This is a genomic window from Aeromonas sp. 600774 (assembly GCF_049175075.1).
Classification (GTDB): domain Bacteria; phylum Pseudomonadota; class Gammaproteobacteria; order Enterobacterales; family Aeromonadaceae; genus Aeromonas; species Aeromonas veronii_A.
In genome coordinates, this window is sequence record NZ_JAAKUJ010000003.1 from 195,866 (window position 1) to 220,649 (window position 24,784).

A 24,784-nucleotide genomic window follows, 5' to 3' on the forward strand; every position below is an offset into this window, starting at 1 on the left:
GGGCCTCTCACCGTCTGTCAGATTATGGGGCGGTTACGGTACACGACCAGAGAGGGGATCGCCAAACCGAAACTGAGGGCACCGACGATAAAGAGCGCCTTGAGGCCGTTCTCCACCGCACTCTGGATTAACTCCATGGTCACGCCGTTGATGTTGAGCTCTACCACCGCAATCATGGTTTTGAACGCATAACTGCCCGGGATCATCGGAATAATCGAGGCAACGCTGAACACCGGACGCGGCGCCAGCAGACGGCGAGACCAGTAGACGCAGACAAAGCCGACCGTGGTCGCCGCCGCCAGCGTCGCCCACTCAATGGGCATGCCATAGTGGATCAGCAGGGTACGCAAGCTGTGGGCCAGCGCGCCGCCCATGGCGCAATACTTCAGCATCCGTGGCGGCACGTTGAACAGCATGGCAAACCCCACCGCCGGGATGGAGGACCAGAAGGCATCCTTGGCCAGTAGCCAGAGCAAATCCATCATACTTTCCACCCCCAGATCCCCGTGACCGACATGGCCAAAATGATACCTATGGCGGCGCTGATGGTCAGCAGGGTCGCTGTCCCCCAGCGGGCCAGCCCCATGTTGAAGTAGCCCTTCACCATGTCTGAGACGGCATTGATCAGCGGAAAGCCCGGCACCAGCAGCAGCACGCTGGCCGCCATGGCGAGATAGGGCTGGTCACCCCAGTTAAAAAAGGTGGCGCTGGAGGAGAGCAAGGTGGCAATAAAGCCGGTGGCGGCAAAGTTGATGAGCGGGCTATGGTGATGGCGGGCCATCAGCTGGCGCACCCGCATTGCCACGGCAGACGAGAAACAGGTCACCAGGAAGATGGGCCAGTCACCGCCAAACAGCAGGCTAAAGGCACCACAGGAGAGCCCCACCATGGGCACCACCAGCCAGGGGTGATAGTGAAAGGGGACGATGGCCTCGAGGCGCTGGCGCACTTCACGGGCACCGATCAGCTCTTTCTCCGCCATGATGCAGATCCGCTGGATCTCGCACACCACCTGCATGTTGATGCCATGTTCACGCACCCGCCGGGTAGTGGTAACACAGCCCCCCTGATAGAGACTGGTGAGCACGATGGCACTGGAAGAGATGGCCATTTCGACACTCTCCAGCCCCAGCGCCATCCCCAGCCGCACCGTGGTCTGCTCGATGATCCGGCTCTCCGCCCCGAACTGGGCCAACATCTGACCCACCTTGACGATAATGCGGGTGATCTCTGTCTGTTGCTCCCGCGACAACACCCGTCTTGGTGTGATACTTCTCATAATCCCTTCGAGTCGTAGCAATAAAAATTTCGGCCATATTAGCCTAACTTTTACTGTTATTCATCCACCCCTATCACAACCTGACTAATTAGTTATTACAAGAAGGAGAAAAGAAATTACATCACAAATACATTACGACTAACATTAAAAACCATAACAATCAGGTCGCCAGGAATCCCCTTTATTATGGCCTCACCGATTTGGCTGAAATATCATTCAAGGGGGTTATTGCAGATTATTTACGACGTCGATAGTCCGCCAGACGGATTATTTTACCACTGCCATCGCTTTCAGGCGGAGGGTCCCCCTCTTCTCTGAACTGGCTCATTTCGCTGCGCATCAAATAAAAAGATTCCCGCATCATGTTGGTAATCCGGATACAGCTATCAAGATTGTTTTTCGCCAGACGGCGCTGACCATCAATCTTGAACTGCAACCCGCGCAGACGGCGCTGCTGATCGGGGCTCGCTCGGGCCATCAACTGGTCGATCTGCTGCTCCAGAATCGCATCCAGCCGGGAGGGCTCACTCGCAGCCAACTCCTTCAGGGTGTCAAAATCAGGCAACTCCATATGCCCTCCTTGGCGACTATTGCTGGCAACACACTGCGGTACCACACCATCACGTCCCAGCCATATAAATCTGTATATACGACGCGGCTAAAAAGGGTTCAATCCATCCACTGGCGACCAAACCGGACAATGGTCATTACGAGGGTGTCTATCTATTTTAATTGTGTTTGGAAACAAGCGATTGTTTTTAATTCAGGCGAGATAAAACACTTATACATTTTAGGTTGTGATTTTCTGTTTTTTATTGCAAATAAAAATCCGGGTGGCCTTATTTTGCTTCATTCGACACTTTATTCTTCCCTCACCGACCCGCGTCATCTCCTGACGGTTTAACATATCTCACTGATTATGTTATTTTAATTGCCACTTTTATCGGACATTCAAGAGCAGACCATGAGCAAGGCAAAAATCGGTATCGTCACCGTCAGCGATCGCGCCAGCGCGGGCATCTATGAAGACCTCTCCGGCAAGGCCATCATCGACACCCTGAACGCCTATCTGACCTCGGAGTGGGAACCTGTCTATCAGGTGATCCCCGATGAGCAGGAGCAGATTGAAGCGACCCTGATCCGGCTGGCGGATGAGGAGCAGTGTTGCCTCATCGTCACCACAGGCGGCACCGGCCCGGCCAAGCGGGATGTCACGCCGGAAGCGACCGAAGCGGTATGTGATCGCATGATGCCGGGCTTTGGCGAGCTGATGCGGGCCGAATCCCTAAAGTTTGTGCCGACCGCCATTCTGTCGCGCCAGACAGCCGGACTGCGCGACGACACCCTGATCGTCAATCTGCCGGGCAAGCCCAAATCAATCCGCGAATGTCTGGATGCAGTATTCCCCGCCATCCCCTACTGCATCGATTTGATGGAAGGGCCGTATCTTGAGTGCGATGAAACCGTCATCAAGCCGTTTCGGCCGAAAAAATAGCGAACCCAACCATAAAAATAATGGCGAGCCACGGCTCGCCATTATTTTTAACTCATCTGTCTGCGCAGAAAAACCGCATCACTTATTTGCGGCCAAATACTTTTACGCCCGCTTTGCTGCGCTCTGAATTACCGTACACTTCGATTTTTTTCACACAACGGCGCGAACCCAGTGATTTCCACTCGGTCTCTTTATCACTGCTCATTTCCCGATCGAAACGAATGGTCTTGGTACGATCACCACCATAGGTCACCACCACCCGATCCAGGGTCAAATCACGCTCCGCCTTCACCTTGATATATTTGGTCTGACGGCAAACCACCAAAGGAATTGTCGCACCATGATCACCGGCTCCCAGCAAAATAGTCCGCCCCAGCGTGAACTGATCGTCACCGGCATGGCTGGCTGACGCCACCACCAGCAAGGCACCACCCAGCAAGCTGCGTGCAGAAAAACGGGAATTCCAGATAGACATCAAGGACATAACACCTCCAATAAAAAATGGAGTCTGATGATAAGGGTTAAACCATAACGGAAGCTGTATCACAGCTGAATTTGCTGCGAATGTGCGGGGATCGACAGAGAAAACAGCGTGACTTTTCGGCAAAAAGAGAAGAGCCGCAGATAGCGGCCCTTGCGGCAAGAGAGCGCTTAGCGCTCCATGATTTGGGTAACGTCATCTTTCTTGATCATCACCTCGCGCCCTTCATGATCGTAATAGCGATACATGCCGGTGCTCTCGTCCAGCTTGGGTTTGCTCTCTGTGGTGATCATCTTGCCATCCTTGGTGCTCATGATGTATTGGGAGCTGCATGCCATCAGCCCCAGGGCGCACACCAGGATCATCATCAGTTTTTTCATTGCGGCCTCTTCTGCGATCATCCTCACCACGAGGATGTTTCTTGAAGCCTAGTTCAATCGCACGGCACGGGATGGTGCGATGAGCAAAGCGGGATCGCCGTCAATAATCAGCGACTTAGCCTAGTTATCTGGCCGGGTGGCGAGCGCAATGAAAAAAGCCGGACATCTCTGTCCGGCCTCTTCTTTCAAGCGCAAGAACGCAATCATGACTTGGCAGGCTGACGCTCACCGGTCACGGTCGGGTTCTTGGGATCGGAACTCCACTCGTACCAACCGCCGTCGTAGACGCTGATCTGCTTCCAGTCCATCAGCCAGGCGTAGAAGAAGGCCTCGGAGGCGCGCCAGCCGGTACCGCAGTAGAACGCCGCCTGCTGGGTTGGCTCGATATTCCACTGCTCCCACATGGCGAGGATCTCGCGGGCTGGCTTCATGGTGCCGTCCGGGTTGTGGAAGTCGCTCATGCTGTTGGCATCGACGCCACCATGACCCCACTTGGCCCCCGGGATATCACCCTTCGGCTTGATGTAGCTGTAACCTGAGGTGTTGCCGACAAACTCGTCCCAGGTACGCACGCTGACCAGTGCGCTATCGGGCTGCTTTAGCAGCTCTTTCGCCTGACTTAGCGTGGTGTAGTACTCGGGGTGAGCGGGAATGGCCACGCCAAACTCCTTCACCGGCTCATATTTGTTGGGCAGACCGGTTTCGGTACGCAGGTGCTGGATAAACCAGGCATCCAGACCACCGTCCAGCAGGCGTACATCTTTCACCCCCGCATACATCATCAGGTGCGCGGCACGGGCAGCCGCCATGGTGTTGCGACCATAGAGGATAACGGTGGTGTCGTGACGGATGCCGTTGTCCAGCAACAGCTTCTTGAGCGCTTCGTCAGAGACCTTGTTCCACAGCGGCTCCTCTTCGAGGCTGTTGGTATCGATATAACCGGCCCCCGGGATGTGGCTGATGAGGTAGGCCTTGGGTGAACCCCAATCCACTTCAAACAGCTTCCAGTCACCCTTGGGCGCCGCGGCAACCGGCTTGCCCTCTTGCAGATCCGCCAACCAGCGCGGATAGACCAGCTGCTGCCAGCGAGCCAACGACTCGCGCGGTGCGGCTTGCCACCCTTGCAGCTCGAACAGCTGCTTGATCCCCTGCTTGCGCAGCAGACGGGCCACCTCGGCCACTTCGCGGGGCGCACCGTAGAGGGCAACCGGACGATCGGCCTTCAGCCCCTTGATCTCGAGCGCCTTTGGCCACTCTTCATCGCTGTACTTCCACTCGGCAGAGAGGTTCTCGGCGCCCGCCACATGGCCGCCCTGCTTCTCCCCTTCCATCGGCCACCCCTGATAGAAGTAGCTGGCGCGGGTATCCAGGATGACAGCCTGTTTGGCCTTGGCATCGGCCAGCGAGAGCGGTGGCAACTCCCCTGCCACGGCGGGCAGGGCACACCAGAGCAGTAAGGTCGCCAGCGCGGCCTGCAGGAAGCGAAGATGTCGTTTCATGGTGATTTCTCGATTCATAGTGAACAAGGTTAAAAAATGGAGCGGCCCAGACGCTCGGCCAATAACTCCAGCGCTGCCGTCCCTGCCAGCGAATTGCCCGCTTTGTTAAGCTCGGGCGACCAGACACAGACGCAGAGCTCGCCCGGGATCAGGGCCACGATACCACCGCCGACCCCGGACTTGCCCGGCATGCCAACCCGGTAGGCAAAATCGCCCGCCTCGTCATAGAGGCCGCAGGTCGCGAGCAGGGCGTTGACCTGCTTGGTGGTACGGGCGGGCAGCAGCGGCACGCTCTCACCCAGTGGCACACCACGGTTGGCCAGATAGATGAATGCCCGCGCCAGATCGACGCAGCTCATGCGAATGGCACAGGCATTGAAGTAGCTTTGCAGCACCTTGTCCACTTCGTTTTCGAAGTTGCCATAGGCCTTCATCAGATAGGCGATGGCGGCGTTGCGGGCAGAGTGCTGATATTCGGAGCGAGCGACCACCTGATCCGCCATGATGGCTGGGTTACCGGAAAGGCGGCGCACCAGCTCGAGGGTACGCTGACGGGGCGCAGTGAGGCGGGTCTCCAGCAGATCGCTCACCACCAGCGCCCCGGCATTGATAAAGGGGTTTCGGGGGATCCCCTGCTCGAACTCGAGCTGAACCAGCGAGTTGAAGGGCTGGCCGGAGGGCTCCTTGCCGACACGGGCCCAGATCTCCTCCTCCTGATAGAGGGTGAGTGCCAGGGTCAGGCTCAGGGCCTTGGAGATACTCTGGATGGAGAAGGGTTCAAAAGCGTCACCGGCGGTGAACAGCTCCCCCTCGACGGTACAGACTGCGATACCCAGCCGATCGGCCGGTACCTGAGCCAGTGCCGGAATGTAGTCGGCCACCTTGCCTTGTCCCAGCAACGGGCGCACCTCTTCAAGGATGCTGGCCAGTAATTCGGATGACAACACCATAAGCAATAAGCGATTCCATGACTAAAACAGCGGTGGAGATCCCATCCCCACTGACAAAAATCCCGCCAGCGGCGGGATTTTTCAGTTACCCACAACAAGGCGCCAGATGCGGCAGCCTTGTATCAGGCCGGTTCACCGTACCAGAGGTCGAACAGCTCGGTAACGACCACGGCTTCCATCCCCTTGCCTTCCAGCCAGGATTTGACGGCAGCGCGGTCTTCTTCGGTACACTTGCCCAGTTGCTGGGTGCAGATCATCCCTTCCCAGGCCAGGTGACCGGAGCCGGCAAAAGCCAGTTTACGGGGTTCAACAACCTCATCGATCATCGCATCGACTACCGCATCGATGGTCTCTTCGGCAGTGCCGACCGGGAAGTTGAAACTGATGTCGAAACCCATTTCCTGGAATTCATCGACGCGCAGTTTCTTGCGCAGGCGGCGGCTACGATTGGCCATGATAGCTCCTCAAGTTAGTTGATACGCTAGGTGTGTTGACGTGCCAGCTTAGCTGACACGCTTGAAAATCAGATCCCAAACCCCGTGCCCCAGACGATGGCCACGTTGCTCGAATTTGGTCAGCGGGCGCCAGTCCGGACGAGGCACCCAGTTGCCGGTGGCAGAGGTGTTCTCGTAACCCTCGGCGGCGCTCATCACTTCCAACATGTGCTCGGCATAGTTTTCCCAGTCGGTCGCCATGTGGAACACGCCACCGATGGCCAGCTTCTGGCGAATATCCTGCGCAAACGCAGGCTGTACGATGCGGCGCTTGTGGTGACGGCTCTTGTGCCAGGGATCCGGGAAGAAGAGCTGCAGGCAGGAGAGTGAACCGTTCGGGATCATGTGCTCCAGCACCTCGACCGCATCGTGGCAGATCACCTTCAGATTGGTGACCCCCGCTTCCTGAGCGGTACCCAGACAGGCGCCCACGCCCGGGGAGTGCACTTCAATGCCGATGAAGTTCTTCTCGGGGGCATTCTTCGCCATCGCCACCAGAGAGGCACCCATGCCAAAGCCGATCTCCAGCACCACAGGTGCTTCACGGCCAAACAGCGCGACCAGATCGAGCTGCTTTGGCTCGAAATCGATGCCCATGACCGGCCAGAGCTCTTCCAGGGCCTTCTCCTGCCCTTTGGTCAGGCGGCCTTCGCGACGGACAAAGCTGCGGATCTTGCGCATGAACTTGCCGTCTTCGTTAAATACATCTTGGGTCACAGGCATAATGGTCTCGTTATTTCATCAATCCGGGTAATACATCTTGTGTCCGATCCCGAGCGGGACCGCTCGCGGCTCGGCATTTCATCGACCCGCGAAAACAGGGGAGCGAATTATCCCAAGATAGGCCCAAGGCGCAAGTGTTTCACGAAACAAATCCCTCATCTCTCACCAATTCATCTATAACGGTTGACAAATGCCGACCCGTTCACAGAATCGGTCACGCGTCGAGTGCATGCTGCCTGCGCAAATAAAACCATACACAACAAAGGATTGCAGTATGAAATACACAGCATTGGCGTTTGCCATCACCGCTTTGCTTACGGGGTGCAACACATCCACAAATGACTCGCAAGCTCCTGCCGCCGCCGAGCAAGCCTATGAGTATCTGGTGCAGTTGAGTTCAACCGCAGAAGGGATTGGCGCACGCCCCACGGGGACAGAGGCAGAAACTCGTGCCGCGGCCTGGATCCAGGACCATCTGACCGGTTGGGGCTACGATGTGCAACGCCAGCCCTTCACCTACACCAAAAATGGCGCCAGTAAAAACTCCCAAAACCTGATCGCAGAGCTCAAGGGTAAGAGTGACAAGGTGATCCTGATCGGCGCCCACTACGACAGCACAGGTGACAAGAAAGGCTCTGAAGGGGCCACCGACAACGGCGCTGGCGTCGCGGCCCTGCTGGCAGTGGCGGAGGAGCTTAAAGGACAAACCTTGCCCTACACGGTTCGCTTTGCATTCTTCGGCGCGGAGGAGAACGGTCTCAACGGTTCCAAAGCCTATGCCGCCAGCCTCGACAGCACCGCCGTCGCCAAGCTGCTGGCGATGGTGAACTACGACACCATCGCCGGGGGCGACATCGTCTACGTCCACTCAGCCCACTCGGACGTCGCCGAATACAACTGCGCCGATCCGAGCCGCTACAGCTTCGATCCCAAGGTGCGGGATCGCCTCCTCACCCTCTCCAAACAAACAGCGACCCCATTTGCCATTCATCCCAGCTACAGCGGTTATCCGGAAGGGGAGACCGGCAGCTGGTCAGATCACGCCCCCTTTGCCTGCCTGGGGGTGCCGATCGCCTACGTTGAAGCGACCAACTTCACCATCAACGGTGCAGATGGCTACGACGGCTACTCCCAAAGTACCAATCCCGCACTATGGGATTGCTACGACGATGCCACCAAGAGCGCCTGCGATCGTGACAGCGAAACCCAGTGGGGAAAAATCTGGCACACCCAGTATGACCGCCTCGACAAGATGGCGGAACTATTCCCAGGCAGAGTAGAAAGCCAACTTGGCGCCAACACCGACCTGATGATCCGCTTCCTCAAGGAACCGGGTTTGTAAGGTCAGTTGCTTTTCAACAAAACAAGATCGCCCCAACTCAATGCATTGTCGCCACACAGACAGGTAAAATTCGGGCAGGTGCCAAACCTGCCCTTTTTGGGCGATTTTTGTGACAATCATTGCCTCATTTCTGAAATCTGATACAAACGGATAACCTGGCGGTCGAATGGAGCGACCGCCCACATGCCGAGAGAATTGTCTATGCAGCCGTTTTTTGCCCAGCGCTTCGAGAAAGTCGAACCTTCCTTTATCCGTGAAATCCTCAAAGTTGCCGCCAATCCGGAGATCATCTCCTTCGCCGGTGGCCTGCCCAACCCCCATCTGTTTCCGGTCAAGGCGATCGATCAGGCCTGTCAGGATGTACTGCGCGAGCAAGGGGCTGCCGCCCTGCAATATGCGGCGACAGAGGGCTTCGCTCCACTGCGCCAGTATATTGCCGACCGCTATCTGGCCCGCCACGGCATGCAGGTCAATCCGGACAACATCCTCATTACCAGCGGCTCCCAGCAGGCGCTGGATCTGCTGGGCAAGGTACTGATCGACGAGGGACAGGATCTCATTATTGAAGAGCCGGGTTACCTTGGCGCCATCCAGGCCTTCTCTGTCTACCAACCCACCTTCAAGCCAATTACCCTCGGCGAAGCTGGACTGGATCTGGCGGCGCTGGATGCGTTGCTGGCAAACGGCTCAAATGCCAAGCTGCTCTACGGCGTGCCCAATTTCCAGAACCCGAGCGGCGTCTCCTACAGCCGTGCCAATCGCGAGGCGCTAGCCGAACGACTGGTCAACCACGAGCTGTTGATGGTGGAAGATGACCCCTACGGCGAGCTGCGTTTCGAAGGGGAACATCTGCCCCCGATTGCCAAGCTGGCGCCAAACAATACCGTGCTGCTCGGCTCCTTCTCGAAAACCGTGGTGCCCGCCTTCCGTCTGGGCTGGATGCTGGTGCCGGAGTGGCTGCGCAAGAAGGTGACTATCGCCAAACAGGCCACCGACCTGCACAGCAACGCCTTCAGCCAGCAGGTGCTGCACCGCTTCCTGACCGACAATTCACTGGATGCCCATCTGGAGAAGATCAAGGAGGTCTATGGTCGCCAGCGTGCCGCCATGGAAGCCGCGCTTGCCCGTCACTGCCCGCCCGGCGTCAGCTACACCAGACCCGAAGGGGGCATGTTCCTCTGGCTGACCCTGCCTGACCACATCAGTGCCATGGCGCTGTTTGACGAGGCGATCAAGGAGAAGGTGGCCTTCGTACCCGGCGCCCCCTTCTACGTGCGCCCAGAGATCAAGAACACCTTGCGTCTGAGCTTCTCCTGCGTCGATGAAGCGACCATCGAGGAGGGGGTCAAACGCTTGGCCCGCGCCCTCCAGCGCATGCTCTGATCGCCCAAGCCAAACCGTATCAACAAAAAACCAGCGAGCATCGCTGGTTTTTTTATGTCCTCAACGCAACCCATCAGCCAAACAGGGTCTTGCAAAACTGCTTCATCGGGATGGGACGGCCATAGAGATACCCTTGCAAATAATCAACATGGCGAGTCCGCAGGTAGTCCGACTGCACCTCAGTCTCCACCCCTTCCGCAACCAGCTTCAAACCCAGCCGGGTTGCAAGATCGATCACATTCTCGACGATATGGCTGGAAAGGGCATCAGACCCGATCATTCCGACAAAGCTCTGATCGATCTTGAGCGCATCTACCTGGAACTGCTGCAGATAAGTCAGGCTGGAGTGGCCGGTACCAAAGTCATCGATGGCGATCATGACTCCCAACTGACGCAATTCAGCAAACAGCTTGTCGGTCGTCTCGTCCGCAACAATCAGCTCCCGTTCGGTCAGCTCCAGCACCAACTTGACGGGGTTATCCTTGAAGGCGTTGATAAAATCCCTGCAGTCGGTCACCAAGCTCAAATCCTTGCAGTGACTGGCACAAATGTTGAAACCGAAATGAAATCCGGCTGGCAACTTGCGGGCATCAGGGGAGAAATAGTCGCGCACCTGAGTCATCAGCAGGCTGGTCATGGGCACGATCAACCCGCTATCTTCCGCCAGCGGAATAAAGCGATCCGGCGAGATCATCCCCTGCTTGGGATGTTGCCAGCGCATCAGCACCTCACAGCCATGCCATCGCTCATCCTCACCGGAAACCACCGGCTGCAGGTAGGGGATAAACTCCTCCTCGATCAACGCCCGCTTGAGCTCCTCTGATGGTGAGCGGCTACGCCCCATCAGCCTGAAGGAACCGATCCCGACCAGCAAGGCCAGCAGAGGATAGAGCACGATACTGCCTGCGGAGTGGCGCCAAGCGTGGATCAGATAATCATGGTTAGTGACCTGAGTGGCTACCTGGTAAGGGAAACTGGCTGACCGATAGGATAGATACCCCTCTTCCGTAGCAGAAGGGGCGGGCCCCATCTGGCCCGAACCAAACAGCGCCGTATTTCCCACCACCAGGGCAATCCGTGAATTCTTGCTGGAGATATCCAGGGTATTGCGCAGGTAGTACCCATCTACCACGATCAATACACTCCCCTTGTCTGTCTGGTGACGCAGCACGATCAACGGACGATCCGGTGTGACCTCATTACCCGGTAGCAGTTGTAGCCTGCCTTCCACATAGATGTCCGGATTGAAGAGACCATCGTAGTCACCATAGAGCGAGGTGCAGTAGATGTGGCTACCAATAGCCAGATTGGCGGAACGCACATCGGGTACCGTAGTCACCTGCTCGCGCAACCGCTGTGCCGCCTCCTGGCAGGGGTGACCCAGCATCCCCTCCAAATTGATGGCTGCTTGCCGAGCATGATTGAAGGTCCTGTCGAACATCTCCATAGCCCGCTGCAAACGAGACTCCGCATCCCGCTCTATCTCCGAAACAGTTTGCCAGATGATGGCAGCCCCCCCCAGCAGCAGGATCCCCACCCCAATCAACAGCGACACCAGAAGCCGCTTGTAGAGCTGACGAAGTTTCAATCGACGAAATGGCATGCGGCCTCTTTATTGTGCAAGTCGGGGGACAGCCCGGATGGAAGGCGACAAGGATCGCAATGACTTCGATGGAGCAAAATAACCACCCGACAGAAATCAATCAGTTAACGCTATTATTCCACACCTGGCGGCAAATCAGCGGCACGGTTAACACAGTTGAGTTGCTCATCACATACTCTGCGACCCTGCTTGTTGATCCAGAATCAGCCAATTAGAGTAGAGCAAAAGGGAGCAGGAGTGTGCAGCATGAAAATTCTGATTACCGGCGGAACAGGCTTTATCGGCCGCAAGCTGGTTGCCCATCTCAAGGTCAATCACGAGGTCGTGGTATTGAGCAGGCAGGGGAGCCGCGCATACTCCCTGCTGGGTCACGATATCAAGGTATTGGATAACCTAGACCGACTCGATGACCTCAATGACGTGGACGCCGTGATCAATCTGGCGGGTGAACCCATTGCCGCCGGGCGCTGGAGCGAGTCGCGCAAACAACTGCTCTGCGATAGCCGCTGGCTGCTGACCGAGCAGCTGGTGGATCTCATCAAACTCTCCAGCACACCGCCCAAGGTGCTGATCAACGCCTCCGCCATCGGCTGGTATGGCAAACAGGGTACCGAAACCCTCGACGAGCAGTGCAGCTCTCCCCACGACGAGTTTACCCACCAGCTCTGCCAGCAATGGGAAACCCTGGCGCAGGAGGCCCAGAGCAGCCAGACCCGAGTCTGTATCGTACGAATCGGACTGGTACTCGGCATGGAGGGAGGCGCGCTACCCAAAATGCTCCCCCCCTACCGACTCGGCCTCGGCGGCCCCATGGGCTCGGGCAAACAGATAATGAGCTGGATCCATGTGCAGGATCTGGTACGCGCCATGCTGTTCTTGCTGGAGCACGAAGAGTGCGGCGGCATCTTCAACGGAACGGCGCCCCATCCGGTCAGCAATCGGGAGTTCAGCGAGACGCTGGCCGCTACCCTGCACCGACCGCACCTCTTCTTCGTTCCCGCCCCCCTGTTGCGACTGGCCATGGGCGAAGCGGCAGACCTGCTGCTGACCGGGCAAAAAGTGCTACCAGCCCGGCTGCAACAGGCCGGTTTTCACTTCAGCTATCCCGAACTGCCTAGTGCCCTCGCCAATCTGCTGCGCGAGCCCCGTTAACCGATGCCAGCTCTCTGATCCTGTTCATCAATACCTCGCATAGCAAGCAGCCCGACCAATGGCCGGGCTGCTTGCTTATTGTTTGCACCTTGTGTGCATCGGCTCACGCTGGCGGGATTACAACAATCCCTGACCCAGACCCCGCAGCCGATCGCTCAGGGTGCCAGCCAGCAGCTGGCGCTGCATTCCCTGCCCCGCCAGCGTCACCAGCAGCGCCCCCAGCGTCGGCAGACCAAGCCAGATGGCCCAGTGGAACTGCCACTGCCCCTCGAACCACCACCACTGCAGGCCAAAGGAGCAGAGCTCCACCACCATGGCGGCACAGAGCCCCGCCAGCGCACCACTGGCCACCAGCTCCCAGCGCAGCATCTTCCTGAGCAGATCGCTGCTGGCACCCAGAGTGCGCATCAGCAACAGCTCGCGCCGACGCTGAGCCATGCTGGCCTGTGTCTGGGTCAGCAGCACCAGCAGAGCCGCCACCGTCACCAGCCCCAGCATCAACGCCAGTGCCCGGCTCACCTGCTCAGATACCTGCGTAAGCCGCGCAATCAGGTCATCCACATCGATAAGGCTCACCGTGGGGTGGCGGCGAATAAGCTCCACCTCGGCAGTACGCCCAGCCTCGGGCAACCGGTAGCTGCCAAGCCAGGTGCGGGAGAAGGGTGCCAGCAGATCCCCGGAGAAGATCATGTAGAAGTTGGGGCGCATATTGTCCCACTTGATGCTGCGCAGACTGGTAACCCTGGCGCCGAAACTGCGACCCTCGATGGTAAAGGCGAGCATGTCCCCCAGCTTGATATCGAGTCGCTTGGCCAACTCGCTATCCACCGACACCTCGCCGGGCCCGGCGAGCCATTTCCCGGCCACTAGCTTGTTGTCGATTGGCAGGGTGGCGGTGGTAGTGAAGTTGAGCTCCCGATCGACCCCCTCGCGGCCACTGCTGGCCCCCTCGCCCACCGCCTCACCGGCGATATGGGTCAGCCTGCCACGCACCATGGGGTAGAAGTCGGAGGTGGTGGCCCCGGCTGCCGCCAGCTCGCTCAGGATCCCCTCCCGCTCATTCTCGGCCACATTGACCAGAAAACGGTTGGGTGCATCGACGGGAAGACGAGCCGAAAACTCATCCAGCAGATCGACCCTTGCCGCCCAGAGCAAGCCAAACAGCATCAATGCCAGCGCAAAGCCCGCCAGCTGGAACAGGCCGCTGCTGCGCTCGCGCGACAGGTGGGCCAGCGCCAACCGCAAGGCATGAGGCCCGTTCACGTTTGCTCCCAGCCGCAACATCAGCGCCGCCAGCAGGGCCAGCAGCCCCATCAGCAAGCCCATGCCACCCACCAGACCCAGCGCCAGCCGCACATCGGCGGTAAAGCCCCAAACCAGCGCAAACAGCCCGAGCAACCCGACCGGCAGGGCCAGCCAGGGGGGAATGCCCGCCTCCAGCTCCCGACGCAATACCCGCAGCGGCGGCACTTTCAGCAGCCGCAAGAAGGGCACAAAAGCGAGCAGCAGGGTGATAAAGAGCGCCACCGCTACTCCCAGTGCAAAGGGGCGCCAAGAGGGAGGCGGCAGATCCGGCGGCAGCAGGTCCCCCAGCAGTTGCAAGGTGATCCACTGCATGGCCGTACCCGCGACCAGACCCAGCAACGCGCCGATCAGCGTCAACGACAGCAGCAGGGTTCCCATCAGTTGCCAGAGCGAGCGACGGGATGCCCCCAGGGTTTTGAGCAGCGCCACCATATTGGTCTGGCGCTCGGCAAAGTGGCGCACCGCGATCCCCATCGCCAACGCCCCCAGCAATACCCCGCTTAGGGAAGCAAGCCGGAAGAAACGCTCGGCATTGGCCAGCGAGCGGCCCACTTGGGATTCGCTGTCATCCGGTTTGATCCACTTCTGTCCGGCCTGCAATTGTGGCAACAACCATTGCTCGTAACGGGCCAGCGATTCCCGCGGCCCCTTGAACAGATAGCGCCACTGCTGGCGGCTGCCGGGTAGCAGGGCACCGGTCGCCTCGATATCGGCACTGTGGATCAGCGCCCGCGGCGCCAGCAGGAAGGGGCTGAAGCCCTGACCCGGCTCCTCACCAAGCAGGCCTGCCACCTTGAGCACCGTATTGCCCACCTCCAGCTCATCCCCCGTTTTGGCCTTAAGCAGCTGCATTACCCGGGCGGAGAGCCAGATCTCGCCGGGGGCCGGGGCTCGGGCCGGTTCCAGCTCCAGCTTGCCGTAAAAGGGGAAACCGTCGGGCACCGCCCGAATGGAGGCGAGCTGCAACACATCACCGTGAAACAGCATGCTGTTGAAGCTGACGGTGGTCTGCACCATCAGACCATCCTGTTTCGCCCGAGTCAGCCAGCCATCCGGCAGGGCGGCGGCAGTGCGCAACACCCGATCCGCCCCGATAAAGTCGCGGCCCGACGCCTTGAGCCCGGCATCGAGCCGATCCGCGACCAGCGCCACACTCAAGACGCACGCCACGCTCAGGGCCAGCGCCAGCACAAACCAGCGTAGCTCGCCACTGAACCCTTCCCGGCGCAGCAGCCGCCATCCCAATCGCCACTGCATCATCCCTTGTATCTCCCGCCTGATCCGCAGCTCACCCCGTTACACCACATCATGGGCCACCTCGCGATCCAGTCTGCCCGCCGTCATGACCAGTTGCCGCTGGCAACGCTCGGCCAGCTGATGATCATGGGTCACTACCACCAGGGTGGTGCCGTGCTTGCGATTGAGTTCAAACAGCAGCTCGATCACCTTCTCGCCGGTCTTGCTGTCGAGGTTGCCGGTCGGCTCATCCGCCAGCAGCAGGCTGGGACGGGTCATAAAGGCGCGGGCGATGGCCACCCGCTGCTGCTCGCCGCCGGAGAGCCGTGGCGGCAGATGGTGCAACCGCTCGCCAAGCCCGACTGCCGCCAACAGCTCGCGGGCCCTCGGCTCGCAGTGGCGTTCGCCACGCAGCTCGGCAGGCAGCATCACATTCTCCAGCGCCGTCATGGTCGGGAGCAGCAGAAACGACTGGAACACAAACCCGATCTGCTCGGCGCGCAATCGGGCCCGCCCCTCCTCATCCAGCTCACCGAGAGATTTGCCGAGGATCTCGATCTCCCCCTGACTCGGCAGATCGAGCCCGGCCAGCAGCCCCAGCAGGGTGGACTTGCCGGAGCCGGAGGCGCCAACCAGGGCCACCGTCTCGCCGCTATTGACTTGCAGATCGATCCCTTCAAGGATGGTGAGGCTTTCCTGGCCGAGGCGAACCGATTTGCCGAGGCCCTTGACGACAATAATGGGGGTTGAACTCATGCTCTGTATCCTTTGTTCCAATCCCTTGATGACAATCCATAGCGGGAGTTGAATTGATGGTGCGTATTCTGTTTGCCTTGTTCGTTGGCCTCGGCAGCCTGCTCTCGTCGGCTCAGGCCCAGACCCTGCTGGTACTGGGAGACAGCCTGAGCGCCGGCTATCTGATGCAGGTTGAGCAGAGCTGGCCCGCCCTGCTCAACCAGAAATGGCAGGCAGAGGGGGGCAAACACACCCTGCTCAATGCAAGCATCAGCGGTGAAACGACACAAGGGGCTCTGGCCCGTCTGCCCGCCCTGCTGAAGGAGCACAAGCCGGACTGGCTGCTGATCGAACTGGGGGGCAACGATGGCCTGCGCGGCTTCGCACCGACCATTACCCGCCAGAATCTGGCCAGTATGATCGCGCTCGCCAAGGAACAGCAGACCCGTGTGGTGTTGACCCAAATCCAGCTTCCCCGCAACTACGGTGCCCGCTATCTGCGCCAGTTTGAACAGATCTTTCCCGAGTTGGCCCAGGCTAACGATCTGCCCCTGCTGCCCTTCTTCATGGATGATATTGCGCTGCGCCCTGAACTTATGATGAACGATGGTATTCATCCCACCCCGGCGGCCCAGCCCAAAATCCGCGACAAGGTAGCCGCTTTTATTGAGCCCCTTATGGAGCCATAAGCAACATCCCCCTGTTTACCTCAGCAGCAGGCTGTTCATCAGGGCCCGCAGTTTGAGCGGTTTGACCGGCTTGCTGATGTAGCCATACCCTCGCTCACGGATCTGCACCTGCAACTCGCTCTTGCGATCGGCGCTGATGACGATGCCCCCCAACTCGTCACCACACACCTGTTGCAGCGCAGCCAGCGCCTCCAGCCCGGTCTTGCCATCGTCGAGGTGATAGTCGGAGAGCACCAGTCTCGGCACAAACCCGTCTGCCACCAGCGCTTCGGCTTCGGCCAGATCGACGGCGCAACGCACCTCGCAGCCCCAACGGCTGAGCAAAGTGCTCATGGCGGTCAGAATATCCCGCTCATTGTCGATGCAGAGCACAGCTACGCCTTCCAGCTGGCTGTCACGCACCACCGGCGCCGCCAGCTGATGGGCCGTGACCGGCCGGGTCGCCAGATTGAGGGTCACCGCAAAGACCGATCCCTTGCCCGGCCAGCTTTGCAGGGTGAGCTGATGGCCAAGCACCTGCGAGATGCCGCGGGCGATGGCGAGCCCCAGACCCAGCCCCTGCTCCTTGGCGGTACGGGAGTGATCGAGACGGGAGAACTCGTCAAAAATAGCCTCCTGCTTGTCCTGCGGGATACCGGGGCCGTTGTCCCACACCTCGATGCGGATCTTGCTTCCTGACCTGCGACAACCGAGCAGCACCCGCCCCCCCGGATTGTAGCGAAACGCATTGGTCAGGAAATTCTGCAACACCCGGCGCAGCAGCCGCACATCGCTATGCACCGCATGCTTGCTCTCCACCACCGAGAAGTGGATCCCCCCCGCCTGTGCCAATACCCCAAATTCCGCCTTGAGGTTGTCGAACAAGTCATGCAGGGCGAAGTCGAGTTTCCTGGCTTTGAATTTGCCCGCTTCAAGCCGCGAGATATCGAGCAGATCGCTAATGAGATCCTCGGTCGCCCCCAGCGCATCGTCGATATGGTGGGCGATACGTGCCGGTTCCCCCTCGGCGGGCAACATCTCCAGCAGGGAGGAGGTAAACAGCTTGGCCGCATTGAGGGGCTGGGTCAGATCGTGGCTGACCGCCGCCAGAAAGCGACTCTTGGAGTGGTTGGCCCGCTCCACCTGCTGGTTCACCAGCAATAGTTGACGGTTGAGCTCGGAGAGCTCACGGGTGCGCTCGGCCACCCGTGCCTCCAGATGTTCGTTCGCTTCGCGCAGCACCCGTTCGGCATCGCGAAACGGGGTGATGTCAGTAAAGGTCATGACAAAACCACCGGCGGGCATGGGGTTGCCCTGCATCTCGATTACTCGCCCATCCGGGCGCTCCCGCGCCGAGATATGGGCGCTGCCCCGCTTCATAAAGGCGACCCGCCGCGCCACATGATCCTCGATATCGCCGGGGCCACAGAGCCCCTGCTGCGCGTTGTAGCGGATGATCTCTTCAATGGGGCGCCCTGCCTGAATAAGCCCGGGCGGATAGTGGAACAGCTCGATGTAACGGCGGTTCCAGGCCACCAGCCGAAGCTCCCTGTCCACCACCGAGATCCCCTGCCCGATATGCTCGATCGCACCCTGCAGCAGGCCGCGGTTGAAGCGAAAAACGTCGGAGGCTTCATCGACGATGGTGGCGATCTCCTCGAGCTGCATGTTGCGCCCCTGCAGGGCAGAGGCGAGCACCAGCCGTGCCGATGAGGTACCAAACACCCCCGCCAGCAGCCGCTCGGTGTGAGCGATAAGCTCGGCCGAAGCCTGCATCTGGGGCGCCAGGGTGCCGCCCCGCTCACCGGCGAAACGACCAAAGGCGCGTTTGACCCGGCTTGAGCCGACAAAGCGGGCCGCCAGCATCTCCAGCTCCTTGACCGAGACCCGCGCCTGATAGAGGGCGGCGGTATCGCGACTCGGCTTGCCGACAAAGTTGGCCGCCTGCAGCCGCTCGCTCACCGCAGGGCGCGACAGCAGCGAGCCCGCCACATAACCGAGCAGGTTGAATAGCAGGCTCAGGAAGATGCACCAGGCTCCGAGACTCAGCTCGCGAAATGCGGGCCAGTCCGGCGGTGCCAGCAGTTCGGCCAGCGGTGAACCGGCCAGCAGCCCGCTCTCCACCAGCAGGGTGACGAACCAGAGGCTCACCCCGAGGCTCAACCCAAGATAGACCCCCTTGCGATTGCCGTGACGCCAGTAAAGACCGAGCAGCAGGGCTGGCGCAAACTGGGCCACCGCGCCAAAAGAGAGATAGCCGATGCGCGACAAGCTGGTGAGATCGCCGAGCCAAAGGTAGAGCCCCCAGGCCGCCAGCAAGATCAGCAGGATGGCGCCACGGCGCACCTGCAACAGCAGCCGTACCAGCCGCTCGTCACGCCCCTGCCGCCAGAAGCGGCGCAGCAGCACCGGCAGCACCAGATCGTTGCTCACCATGATCGCCAACGCGATGGTGCAGACGATCACCATGCCAGTGGCCGCCGAGGTGCCGCCGAGAAACGCCAGCATTGCCATGCCATCGAACCCGAGGGCCATCGGCAGGCTGATCACATAGGTGTCGGAGGCCATGTCGGCCCCCACCCACTGCTTGCCCGCCAGCGCCAGCGGCCAGATAAAGAGCCCCATCACGAACAGGTAGAGCGGGAAGATCCAGCGCGCCCAATGCAGATCCTGTCCCTGATTGTTCTCCACCACAGTCACATGAAACTGGCGCGGCAGGCAGATGACGGCGCACATCGCCAGCACCGTATAGATGGCAAGCTCCAGCAGGTTGCCAGGGCTCACCGCCACCACCTGTGCAAAGAAGTCGCGAGTCACCACCTCGTGAGCCTCGCCCGGTTTGCTCAGGATCAGCCAGAGGGCGAAGCCCCCCACCGCGATAAAGGCCAGCAATTTGACCACCGACTCGAAGGCGATGGCTACCACCATCCCCCTGTGGTGCTCGGTGGCATCGAGATGGCGGGTGCCGAACAGGATGCTGAACAGCGCCAGCAGCAGAGTGACCCCGAGCGCCAATTCGCTGGTGTTGCTGGTCGGGCTGATGCCGCCGCTGTTGACCATCAGCAGATCCAGCCCGGTAACGATGGCTTTGAGCTGCAACACCAGATAGGGGAGGATCCCCATGATGGCGATGAGGGCGATCACCATGGCAAGCCGCTGGGATTTGCCGTAACGGGCGGCGATAAAGTCGGCTATGGAGGTGATGTGCTCGCGCTTGGCCACCAGAATAAGGCGGGCCAGTAGCCGCCAGCCAAACAGAAAGACCAGCATGGGGCCAAGGTAAATGGGCACCGGTGACCAAGGGGATTCACTCGCCTGCCCCACTGTGCCGAAGAAGGTCCAGGAAGTGCAGTAGACCGCCAGCGACAGGCTGTAGAGCAGAGGTTGCCCCTTGAGACGGTGCCGTTTGTGCTTGTCTGCCACGAAGGCGATCAGAAACAGCAGCCCAAGATAGATGAGCGACAATCCGATCAGCAGCCATCCCTGGTGCATCGATAACCCCTTGTAGATGTTGAGTTTTTGTATACAACCTCGCCAGTCTAGAGAGGCGACAGCCAAAAGTCATCCCCCTGCAGTCAGATTGAATTTATCGTTTTTCAATAAATTCAGCCTTGACACTATATCGTAAAACGATAAACACTAGCGCCTGTTTATTGATAAACAATAATTTCATGCGCGCACGCTCCATCTTTCTCTTTCAAGCAAGAGGTGAAACGATGAAACACCACACGCTCGGACACATCAGCGACCTCATCGAATGGTTCCTGCTGCTGACCCTGCTGGCAGCACCGTTCATGGCCCTAATCTTTCTGTCACATTCCATCTGGAGATAAACGATGAAACACAACAAGCTCGAACGAATGAGCGGCCTGATCGAGTGGGTTCTACTATTTGCACTGGTGGCCACACCACTTATGACCGTCATGGGAGCCTGGTCACACCTGTTGGGTGGCAACGACTATCTGCATCAGGAGCTGGTCGATGCCCTGGCAGTGAATGACGGTTCCACACTCCGCAATGTCCCACTGAACATGCCCTCGCCAGTAGTGACCACTCCGGCCCCCTCGATTGCCGACTACTCCCTCAGTATGGGAACCCGCCTGCTGGCGACCCTGGTCATGCTGCTGCCTGATGTAGTTTTCATGCTCATCCTGTGGCAACTGCTCCAGCTGTTTCGTGGCTATCGACGCGCTATGCTGTTCACCTTCGGCCAGATCCGTCGTTACAAGATGATCGGACTGCTGCTGTGTGCCAGTTTCATCGCCGAGATCATCACCACGCCACTGCTGGATATAGTGCTCACTCTGCATGGCCCTGAACTGTACTGCACCATCAATATCAGCTCCTCAAACTTTCAGCTGCTGCTGGGTGGATTGATCGTCTCGGCGCTGGCACTGGTGATGCGGGAAGCAAAGCAGCTGGCCGATGAACAACAACTGACGGTGTGAGGATCCCATGCCCATTATCATCCGGCTCGATGCCCTGCTGGCCGAGCGCAAAATGACCGCCCGCGAACTGGCCCAGCGCATCGACATCACCGAGGCCAACCTCTCGATCCTCAAGAATGGCCACGCCAAGGCGGTGCGCTTCTCCACCCTGGAGGCCATCTGCCGTGAACTCAAATGCCAGCCCGGCGATCTGCTGGGCTACGAGCAGGAGCGCTAACCCTCTTATGAGTCGTCATATCACCCTGTTTGCCCTGTGGCTGCTGCCGCTGTGGGCCTGCGCTGGCAATGACGCGAACGGCCCCCGCTACCTTATCGAGCAGAGCGCCAGCGCCAATGTGCTGCAAGTGCACCTCACTATGCAGGGCAAACCTCCCTTTACCCTGCTCCCCGCTCGTCAGTTGCCGGGCAGTGCCACGCCGGTTTCCCCCGCGCTGGTCTGCCTTGCAGACAACCAGCCGGTTGCCCTCAACCAGCCCTTCTCCTGCAAGGAGATCGGCTGGCAGATCACGCTCACACCGGCTCCGGCAGAGGGTGCTGATGCCTCGGCCCAACAGTCGCTGCTGTTTGCCCCTGACCAGTGGCTATTGACCGAGTGGGGTAACTTTGTGCGCCAGATGGGGAGTCGCCAAGGAAGGGTTTGTCTGCCGGATGGCAGCTGCCAACCACTGCCGGATGTCAACCAGCCGCCGCTGATCCTGCCATTTGGTCTGGACACTGTGCCCGTCACCAAGCCGGATCCGCGGCTGGTGCTGAGCCATGACGAGACCGCCAACCAGCTCGATCTGCCAGCCTTGCAGCAGCAACTGAATGAGATCATCGACTATCTGGCCTTCCAGCTCGATGTGGAGCCACCCACTCATCCATGGCAACTGGTGTGGCTGGGGCGGGATGTGGCGACCCGCTCCCTTGGCGGCGCCGCCGGGGATCAGGTGTTTGTCGCCAACTACCCCACCGAGGCTGGCAAACCGACGCCACAGGCCCCCTTGCGCCTGCTGCGCACCTCGGCCCACGAGGCGGTGCATATCCTCAGCGCTCGCCACTCTGCTCCACAACCCACCTGGGTCAACGAGAGCCTCGCCGAGTACCTCGCCATCAAGGCGCTGCGCCGCTTTCGGCTGCATCAAGTCACGGCGGTCAACGAGCTGGCCGAGCGGGGCAAACAGATGCCCCATCGCGAGAGCGGCCTCTATCGGGCAGCTCGCGAGGTGCTGGCGGGCGATCGCTCCTACTACCCGCTCTTTTACGTCAAGGGGAGCGCCTTCTGGGAAGCGCTGGAGCGGGAACTGCAACACAATGACGTGACGCTGGCGCAACTGCTGCCCCAACTGGGCTGGCTGCCGGATGGACGCTTTGATGCCGCCTCCAATGAGCTGCTTGCCGGCACCATCGGCTCGGATACCTGGCGCCGTCTCAGCCGCCTCTATCTTGGCGAGCAGCAGTAACGCCGCAAACTGCAACAACGAAAAAGGGAGAGCCGTGGCTCTCCCTTTTGTGAGGAGATGATTCAAATAGACAAATATCAGGCTGGAGCACTCTCCTGCGCAGACGGCGCAAAGGGGCGCAGCCGCAGGAAGAGCACCGGCAAGACCACCAGCACCATCAGGAAGAAGATGCCGCCGCCGAGAGGCTCGAACAGCACGCCGCAGAGTGCCATCAGGGCCGCCACCGTCATGCCGAGGCCAAGGGCCGCATAGAGCGCCTGAGTCGGGATCAACTGCTCGGCCGGTAGCTGACGGGTCATAAAGCGCACCGCCCCCAGATGGCTCATACCGAACGTCACCGAGTGGAGCAATTGCCCCAGCACCAGCACCCACAACTCGGTCGAGGCCCCCAGCAATACCCAGCGCACCACACAACCGATGGCACCGGCGATAAAGAGACTCTGGGCGCCAAAGCGCTGCAAGAAACGCTTGTCGGCGGCAAACATACAGATCTCCGCCACCACCCCGAGCGCCCACAGATAGCCGATGATAGTGCCGCTATACCCTTGCGCCTTCCAGTAGATGGCGCTGAAACCGTAATAGGCGGCGTGGCTCCCCTGCAGCAGAGCTGTCAGCAGCAGGAAACGGCGCACCGGTGCGCTGCGCAGGGTTGCCAGCAAGGACGCCTTGGCGCGCTCGTCCTGACTATCCTGTGGCGCCGGATAGAGCGGCAGCCAGCTGAGCAGCAGCATCAGCACCAGCCCCGCCACCATGGTGTGCAAAATCCAGTCACTACCGAAGTTGCCCACCAGCGCCCCTACCAGGGTAGAGGCGACGATAAAGGCAAACGAGCCGCACAGCCGCACCTTGCCGTAATCGAGGTGCGCCTGCACCACCATGCGGGTCGCCAGCGCCTCCCCCACCGGCATCAGGGTCGGATAGATAAAGTTCGCCAGCAGGGTCAAGCCCACCAGCCACCAGAGGTGATGGCTGAGATAGAAGCCGAGAAAGGCCAGCAGACTGAGCAGGGAGAGCAACCGGGTAACCGGCAGCAGATGGCCCGCCCCCTTGATCTGCCCCATCACCATCAGGTTGCCGGCAAAGCGGATCGCCATCCCCGCTCCCAGCAGGAGACCAATCATCTCGGCGCTGACGCCCACCCCCTCCAGCCAGAGCGACCAGAACGGCAAGTAAGCACCGTAGACAAAATAGAAGGCGCCGAAAAAGAGCGCTAACCAGGAAAACGCGGGCATAGATCCTCTGCAACCGGATGACGGGAGCAGAATGATAACTCATCCGCCCCCGCAGATCCCGATGGAAACCCCGCTAAGAAATCGAAAAAACTTCAATAAAATTGAACTATTACCGAAGGTACAGGGTCTACTTGGTAACACCTCCTCCTGGTTAGTGTTGCAATCCTTCCACCCGCCCATGGCGGGTTTCTTTTTTGTCCCCTAATCACTTTTCTTCATCACTAGGATCTGCATCTCGGATTCAAATTTAAATCCATCCTCACAACGAAAAATCATCTGGATACAGCACATCTTCGAGCTATCCTGCAACTCAAGATAAAAATACACCGGCGTTAAGCCGGTGTCAGGTGATAACTAGAACGGTACAAATCGAGCTTACGGGCTCTATGAACCTTCCTTTATTTATGCACCATACTTATCAATAAGATAATTTTTAATTTTTTTGGCATTGTCTAATGCATAATTTTGCATTTTACCATTTTTTACAATCTGATAACCAGAAAGAGCATCATCAGTTTCTGAACTTAAATTTAGTTCATACTTTCCTTCTTTACTTTTTCGATATGTTTTAATTTCATAAAAATAAGGATATTCTATACCATTATTTTCATAATTTACATTCCAGCGAAGAAGTATAGCAACATTCCTCTCTTTATTTACAGAAACAAAAAAAACAGACATTAATTCCACTGGTGCATCTGAATGATAAAAAGTATCAATCAAATGATTTTGCGTTCCCTTAGGTGACTCATACCCAAGATAAAACTCTATATCTTTTTTATCTGAAGTGCTTTGAAAGCAGATATATCCTTCATTGAAGGATATATCTCTGAAAGGGCCCTGAACAATTGCATTGTTGTTATTACCACACGCATGTGCATATGTTGAAAACAAAAAAATAAAAATGAACAGTAACCTACTTAAAATACTAGTCATA

Annotated in this window: 23 protein-coding genes; 8 read left to right on the plus strand and 15 right to left on the minus strand. The window is 58.7% G+C overall.

The features are described 5' to 3' along the window. Window positions 1–17: 17 nt before the first annotated feature. The 3 genes from G5171_RS05155 to G5171_RS05165 all read right to left on the minus strand — a co-directional run bounded on the left by G5171_RS05155 (window position 18) and on the right by G5171_RS05165 (window position 1,850). Window positions 18–485: a threonine/serine exporter family protein gene (locus tag G5171_RS05155; protein ID WP_026035076.1), complete on the minus strand. Its 468-nt coding sequence runs from the start codon at window positions 483–485 to the stop codon at window positions 18–20. Beyond that, window positions 482–1,279 (minus strand): threonine/serine exporter family protein, encoded by a 798-nt coding sequence (locus G5171_RS05160; RefSeq protein WP_005348133.1) that lies wholly within the window; start codon window positions 1,277–1,279, stop codon window positions 482–484. Before G5171_RS05160 ends, G5171_RS05155 begins: the two co-directional genes overlap by 4 nt. Window positions 1,280–1,514: 235 nt before the next feature. Beyond that, window positions 1,515–1,850, minus strand: coding sequence for a DUF3135 domain-containing protein (locus G5171_RS05165; protein ID WP_005348142.1), 336 nt, complete (start codon window positions 1,848–1,850; stop codon window positions 1,515–1,517). Between the two features lie 393 nt (window positions 1,851–2,243). On the opposite strand from G5171_RS05165, the gene mog reads away from it, so the two are divergent. Next, window positions 2,244–2,774 (plus strand): molybdopterin adenylyltransferase, encoded by a 531-nt coding sequence (mog, locus tag G5171_RS05170; RefSeq protein ID WP_005348144.1) that lies wholly within the window; start codon window positions 2,244–2,246, stop codon window positions 2,772–2,774. Between the two features lie 82 nt (window positions 2,775–2,856). On the opposite strand, the gene G5171_RS05175 is transcribed toward mog, so the two are convergent. The 6 genes from G5171_RS05175 to trmB form a co-directional block, all read right to left on the minus strand. Further along, window positions 2,857–3,258, minus strand: coding sequence for a DUF2541 family protein (locus G5171_RS05175; RefSeq protein ID WP_005335217.1), 402 nt, complete (start codon window positions 3,256–3,258; stop codon window positions 2,857–2,859). Window positions 3,259–3,425: 167 nt separating this feature from the next. Next, a complete protein-coding gene (locus G5171_RS05180) occupies window positions 3,426–3,635 on the minus strand; it encodes a YgdI/YgdR family lipoprotein (RefSeq protein ID WP_069526451.1) in 210 nt (69 codons plus the stop codon). A gap of 203 nt (window positions 3,636–3,838) precedes the next feature. Then, window positions 3,839–5,134 (minus strand): sulfurtransferase, encoded by a 1,296-nt coding sequence (locus tag G5171_RS05185; RefSeq protein WP_421259921.1) that lies wholly within the window; start codon window positions 5,132–5,134, stop codon window positions 3,839–3,841. 29 nt (window positions 5,135–5,163) lie between these two features. Further along, entirely contained in the window at window positions 5,164–6,084 is a 921-nt protein-coding gene (gene glsB / locus G5171_RS05190; RefSeq protein ID WP_421259922.1) for a glutaminase B, read from the minus strand. 122 nt (window positions 6,085–6,206) lie between these two features. Continuing rightward, window positions 6,207–6,539, minus strand: coding sequence for a YggL family protein (locus G5171_RS05195; RefSeq protein WP_005348158.1), 333 nt, complete (start codon window positions 6,537–6,539; stop codon window positions 6,207–6,209). 48 nt (window positions 6,540–6,587) lie between these two features. Further along, window positions 6,588–7,301 carry a tRNA (guanosine(46)-N7)-methyltransferase TrmB gene (trmB, locus tag G5171_RS05200; RefSeq protein ID WP_421259923.1) on the minus strand — a complete coding sequence of 238 codons (714 nt, stop codon included), beginning with the start codon at window positions 7,299–7,301 and terminating at the stop codon, window positions 6,588–6,590. A gap of 274 nt (window positions 7,302–7,575) precedes the next feature. Here trmB and G5171_RS05205 point away from each other — a divergent pair, with 274 nt between their 5' ends. Further along, on the plus strand, window positions 7,576–8,643 hold the full coding sequence (locus G5171_RS05205; protein ID WP_421259924.1) for a M28 family metallopeptidase: 1,068 nt from the start codon (window positions 7,576–7,578) through the stop codon (window positions 8,641–8,643). Window positions 8,644–8,844: 201 nt separating this feature from the next. Beyond that, on the plus strand, window positions 8,845–10,026 hold the full coding sequence (locus G5171_RS05210; RefSeq protein ID WP_376902379.1) for a PLP-dependent aminotransferase family protein: 1,182 nt from the start codon (window positions 8,845–8,847) through the stop codon (window positions 10,024–10,026). 73 nt (window positions 10,027–10,099) lie between these two features. Here G5171_RS05210 and G5171_RS05215 read toward each other — a convergent pair whose 3' ends face one another. Next, window positions 10,100–11,629 (minus strand): EAL domain-containing protein, encoded by a 1,530-nt coding sequence (locus G5171_RS05215; RefSeq protein ID WP_216978150.1) that lies wholly within the window; start codon window positions 11,627–11,629, stop codon window positions 10,100–10,102. Window positions 11,630–11,875: 246 nt separating this feature from the next. Between G5171_RS05215 and G5171_RS05220 the strand changes: the two genes are divergently transcribed. Further along, on the plus strand, window positions 11,876–12,781 hold the full coding sequence (locus tag G5171_RS05220) for a TIGR01777 family oxidoreductase (RefSeq protein ID WP_421245162.1): 906 nt from the start codon (window positions 11,876–11,878) through the stop codon (window positions 12,779–12,781). A gap of 117 nt (window positions 12,782–12,898) precedes the next feature. Here the strand turns inward: G5171_RS05220 and G5171_RS05225 are convergent, their stop codons facing one another. Next, window positions 12,899–15,346 (minus strand): ABC transporter permease, encoded by a 2,448-nt coding sequence (locus G5171_RS05225; RefSeq protein ID WP_421259925.1) that lies wholly within the window; start codon window positions 15,344–15,346, stop codon window positions 12,899–12,901. 36 nt (window positions 15,347–15,382) lie between these two features. Next, the gene (locus G5171_RS05230; RefSeq protein WP_421250694.1) at window positions 15,383–16,078 is read right to left on the minus strand and encodes an ABC transporter ATP-binding protein; all 696 of its coding nucleotides are present in this window, start codon (window positions 16,076–16,078) and stop codon (window positions 15,383–15,385) included. Between the two features lie 56 nt (window positions 16,079–16,134). Between G5171_RS05230 and G5171_RS05235 the strand changes: the two genes are divergently transcribed. Further along, on the plus strand, window positions 16,135–16,746 hold the full coding sequence (locus G5171_RS05235; protein WP_421259926.1) for an arylesterase: 612 nt from the start codon (window positions 16,135–16,137) through the stop codon (window positions 16,744–16,746). A 15-nt stretch (window positions 16,747–16,761) separates the two neighbouring features. On the opposite strand, the gene G5171_RS05240 is transcribed toward G5171_RS05235, so the two are convergent. Beyond that, window positions 16,762–20,217, minus strand: coding sequence for a NahK/ErcS family hybrid sensor histidine kinase/response regulator (locus tag G5171_RS05240; RefSeq protein ID WP_421213120.1), 3,456 nt, complete (start codon window positions 20,215–20,217; stop codon window positions 16,762–16,764). A 344-nt stretch (window positions 20,218–20,561) separates the two neighbouring features. On the opposite strand from G5171_RS05240, the gene G5171_RS05245 reads away from it, so the two are divergent. Genes G5171_RS05245 through G5171_RS05255 form a run of 3 tightly spaced genes read left to right on the plus strand, consistent with a single transcriptional unit; the run spans window position 20,562 to window position 22,615 of the window. Next, window positions 20,562–21,173: a DUF2975 domain-containing protein gene (locus tag G5171_RS05245; RefSeq protein ID WP_337072479.1), complete on the plus strand. Its 612-nt coding sequence runs from the start codon at window positions 20,562–20,564 to the stop codon at window positions 21,171–21,173. A 7-nt stretch (window positions 21,174–21,180) separates the two neighbouring features. Continuing rightward, the gene (locus G5171_RS05250; RefSeq protein ID WP_005335250.1) at window positions 21,181–21,390 is read left to right on the plus strand and encodes a helix-turn-helix domain-containing protein; all 210 of its coding nucleotides are present in this window, start codon (window positions 21,181–21,183) and stop codon (window positions 21,388–21,390) included. A 7-nt stretch (window positions 21,391–21,397) separates the two neighbouring features. Next, on the plus strand, window positions 21,398–22,615 hold the full coding sequence (locus G5171_RS05255) for a hypothetical protein (protein WP_421259927.1): 1,218 nt from the start codon (window positions 21,398–21,400) through the stop codon (window positions 22,613–22,615). A 77-nt stretch (window positions 22,616–22,692) separates the two neighbouring features. Here G5171_RS05255 and G5171_RS05260 read toward each other — a convergent pair whose 3' ends face one another. Beyond that, window positions 22,693–23,847 (minus strand): 3-phenylpropionate MFS transporter, encoded by a 1,155-nt coding sequence (locus G5171_RS05260; RefSeq protein WP_421259928.1) that lies wholly within the window; start codon window positions 23,845–23,847, stop codon window positions 22,693–22,695. 402 nt (window positions 23,848–24,249) lie between these two features. Beyond that, window positions 24,250–24,783 (minus strand): hypothetical protein, encoded by a 534-nt coding sequence (locus tag G5171_RS05265; protein ID WP_216978141.1) that lies wholly within the window; start codon window positions 24,781–24,783, stop codon window positions 24,250–24,252. Window position 24,784 lies beyond the last annotated feature (1 nt).